The organism is Nocardioides sp. CF8 (genome assembly GCF_000389985.1).
Taxonomy (GTDB): domain Bacteria; phylum Actinomycetota; class Actinomycetes; order Propionibacteriales; family Nocardioidaceae; genus Nocardioides; species Nocardioides allogilvus.
The window spans coordinates 4,201,605-4,205,238 of the sequence record NZ_CM001852.1; the positions used below are offsets into that span (position 1 = coordinate 4,201,605).

Genomic DNA, 3,634 nt, shown 5'->3' on the forward strand with positions numbered 1-3,634 from the left:
GGGTGCCGCGTGGCAACGCTGCCGAGTCCACTTCATGCGCAACGTGCTGACCAAGGTCCCCAAGGCCGACGCCGACATGGTCGCCACCTGGATCCGCACGATCTTCACGATGGGCACACCAAAGGCGGTCCGTGCTCAGCTCGACCACGTCGCCGACACCCTGGCTGCGAGTCACCCGCGGGTGGCCGAGATGCTGCGCGACGCGAAGGCCGACATCACCGCGTTCTCCGACTTCCCGCTCGCGCACTGGCGCAAGATCTGGTCGACCAACCCGCTGGAGCGGCTCAACAAAGAGGTCAAGCGCCGCACCGACGTCGTGGGGATCTTCCCCAACACCGAGGCCCTGCTGCGGCTCTCGGCCTGCGTCCTGATCGAGGCCCACGACGAGTGGCAAGACACCTGTCAACGGCCAGTTTCTGGTCCCCGCTGGTGGCCATCTGAAAGTCCCCACTCTTCGTGGTTGATCAGCTGGTCTTGATGTTGGTTCCTCCTCGTCCTCTGGCTTGTTTCATTCGGTAGCTCTCGCCGTCGGTGACCACGGTGTGGCAGTGGTGCAGGAGCCGGTCGAGCATGCTGACGGCGGTGGTGTGTTCGGGCAGGAACCGTCCCCAGGACTCGAAGGGCCAGTGCGATCCGATGCCGAGCGAGCGACGTTCGTAGGCGGCGGCGACGAACCGGAACAGCAGTTGGGCGCCGGTGTCGTCCAGCGGTGCGAACCCGAGTTCGTCGACCAGGACGAGGTCGTTGCGGAGCAGGGTGTCGATGACACGTCCGACGGAGTTGTCGGCGAGTCCTCGGTAGAGGGTCTCGACGAGTTCGGCGGCGGTGAAGTACCGGACTCGGTGTCCGTGCTCGACCGCAGCGATGCCGATCGCGACGAGCATGTGGCTCTTCCCGGTCCCGGCGGGCCCGATCATGCAGACGTTCTCCGCGGCCCGGATCCACTCCAGGCTGGCGAGGTAGTCGAAGGTCGCGACCGGGATCGAGGAGCCGGCGACGTCGAAGTCCTCGAGCCTCTTCGTGACCGGGAACGTGGCCTGGCGTAGCCGGGTTCGGGCGTTCGACTCATCGCGGGAGGTGATCTCGGCCTCGATGAGGGTGCGGAGGAATTCCTCGGGGTTCCAGCGTAGGGTCTTCGCGGTCACGAGCAGTTCGGGTGCCAGCCGGCGCATCGCGGCCATCTTCAACCGCTTCAGCCCCTCGGTCAGGTCGGCGGCCAACGGGGGTGGCGTTGTCGCGGTCACGACGGGTCACCCCCGTCGATCCGGTAGGCATCCAGCGACCGGGTCGGCACCCTCGGCAACGTCAGGACCAGCGCCTGCCCGGCAGGGCGTGGGACGGGTGCCTGGCCGTTGGTGGCCAGGATCGAGCGGACGTCGGCGGCCCGCCACCGGCTGAACTTCACTGCCCGTTCCAACGCGGCCAGCACGGGATCGGTGCCGTGGGCTGCCTGCAGGGTCAAGATCTCGCCGATCTCGCTGGTCAGCTTGGTCACTCCGGCTGCGGCGGCGCCGACCAGGAACGCCTCCGCGATCGGGCCCAGATCCAAGAACTCCTTCTCTGCCTTCGTTCTGGGTCGTGCAGCGCGGCGGGGTTTGTCGGGCCTGGGGCCGCCGTAGTGGTCGTCCACGATGCTGGTTTCGCCGGGCGCGACCAGGACATGGTCGGCGTGGACCTCGCCGGTTACTGGCTCGATGACCCGCAGGGTTCGGTCCTCGACCAGCACCGTGACAGTTCGCCCGATCAGCTTGTTCGGGACCGAGTAGCGCGCTGAGGCGAACCGGATGCAGGAGAGCTTGTCGACCTTCCTGGTCGTCGGTCTTGCGCCGAACTCGCCTCGCAGCGACGGCAACGCAGCGAGCAGGTCACGCTCACTCACGAGCCGCTCGGCCGGGACGGCGCAGATCTCCGAATGGGTGTTGGCGTTGACCTCGGCGCACCACAGGACCGCAGCAGCGTTGGCGGCACCCAACTCACTCAACGGTGCTTGCGGGACCATCAAGTCGACCTTGGCGTAGCCGACCAGGTTCTCCACCATCCCCTTGGACTCCGGATCGGCGGCCTCGCAGAAGTCCGGGCGGAACCGATAGTGCGTGGCGAACCTGACGTAATCGGGGGTGGGCACCACCACGTTGGCGACCACGGCACCCTTCAGACAGCCCATCCGGTCGGCGAGGACGACCTTCGGCACGCCACCGAGTTCCTCGAAGCACTCGGCCAGCATCGCCATCGTGGTGGCGGCCTTCTCGTCGGCGGCGAACCGGATGAACCGGAACCGCGACCAGGCCAGCACCGCACAGAACACGTGCACGCCGTCCAGGACACCCCAGTCGATGATCAACGTCTCTCCCGGCGCCCACACGCCGGGCCGACGGCCGCGATGGTTGCCTTGGCGCCACTGCTGCTTGGCGTCGGCGACGAGTCTTCGGAAGTTGCGGGCCGAGCCGACATAGCCCGCCGCCCGGGCTGCGGGCAGCAGCCGCTTGGCCGAGATCCGACCCGAGGTGTCCTTGACCCGCTTGGCGACCAGGTCGGCGACCTCGTCGAAGTTCCGGGCCCGCGGCGGCTTCTCGACCGCTACGCCGCCGGCCTCGTGGGCCTCGATGATTCTCTTCACGGTCTTGTGAGTGGTGCCGCAGATCGCGGCCGCACCCCGATAAGTGCCTACGTCTCGGTAGGCGGAAATCACGTCCATCCGTTCCCTCGCGTTCTTCAATGGAGTCCCCTGCGTGGTGATGTGACTGGTTGGCACCGTCACCGTCACCACGCAGGGCCTCACGGCGCATGCGACACGACGAACGAAGAGTGGGGACTTCTATCCGGCCAAAACCGGGGACTCAGACTTGGCCACCAGTGGGGACTTTTTCATGGCCACGGACAACACCGACCGCCGCTACCTCTCAGAGTCATCCATGGCCCTGCTCTACCCGACCGAACCCACCGTCCTGATCACGACCGTGACCACTGTCGAGGAGGTGCCCGAACTCGCTACTGCATGATTGACCTGACTCGCGAAGTCACACGCGACGAGTTACACCACTCCACGGGACGCGACCCTCGCGCTGGATCCCATCCGCACAAACCGAGTCGATCCTGTGGAGGGCTGATGACACGCTCGTGCGTGGCAAATGCGTGGCAGGAGACTCAACGAGCGCCGTTCGCGGCCAACGCCCTCCGACGCGTTTCCGCAGGTCAGAACCGCGATGTCGACGATGACCAACCATTGCCGCTGAGCGTGCCGCGCTTCCCCTGGTACTACGGATCTGGCCAGATTCCCCCACCTGCGCCCGACGGATCCACCTCGCCGCCAAGCCAGTGCATGCCAAGGTCGTCGAGCAAGCCCCCGTCTCATCTGCACCCGTGGACGAGGTCCGCAAGCCACACACCTCCTGCAGTTGAGGAAGCTCGCAGCAACTGAGGCTGCGAGCCAAGCGGGTCACCAGCCGTAACGACAGCGACCGAGAGCCAGGGCCTCGGCCCGTCATCCTCTGCCCTCTGCCCCTTGGGTCCGGCAACGCCGGGGCATCCCTCATGCTGGCCTTAGCCTTCCGCGTTGTAGCACGGTCCGCTGGTTCAGTCCGGTTAGCTTCAAAGGTCGCCTACCCCTAGACGGTATGAAGTGACCACTCAGGGC

At 66.4% G+C, this 3,634-nt stretch carries 4 protein-coding genes; 2 read left to right on the plus strand and 2 right to left on the minus strand.

Annotated features, from left to right (window positions below; all coding sequences use genetic code 11):
- Positions 1 to 478, plus strand: a 478-nt coding sequence (locus CF8_RS20425; RefSeq protein ID WP_198016911.1) for a transposase, incomplete at its 5' end; no start/stop codon positions are given.
- Here the strand turns inward: CF8_RS20425 and istB are convergent.
- On the minus strand, positions 465 to 1,244 hold the full coding sequence (gene istB, locus CF8_RS20430; protein WP_036491695.1) for an IS21-like element helper ATPase IstB: 780 nt from the start codon (positions 1,242 to 1,244) through the stop codon (positions 465 to 467). The two genes, CF8_RS20425 and istB, sit on opposite strands and share 14 nt — an antisense overlap.
- The gene (gene istA / locus CF8_RS20435) at positions 1,241 to 2,716 is read right to left on the minus strand and encodes an IS21 family transposase (protein WP_156887291.1); all 1,476 of its coding nucleotides are present in this window, start codon (positions 2,714 to 2,716) and stop codon (positions 1,241 to 1,243) included. The genes istB and istA overlap by 4 nt, the downstream gene beginning before the upstream one ends.
- A gap of 151 nt (positions 2,717 to 2,867) precedes the next feature.
- On the opposite strand from istA, the gene CF8_RS23560 reads away from it, so the two are divergent.
- Positions 2,868 to 2,999, plus strand: coding sequence for a hypothetical protein (locus CF8_RS23560; protein WP_269634802.1), 132 nt, complete (start codon positions 2,868 to 2,870; stop codon positions 2,997 to 2,999).
- Positions 3,000 to 3,634: the final 635 nt, after the last annotated feature.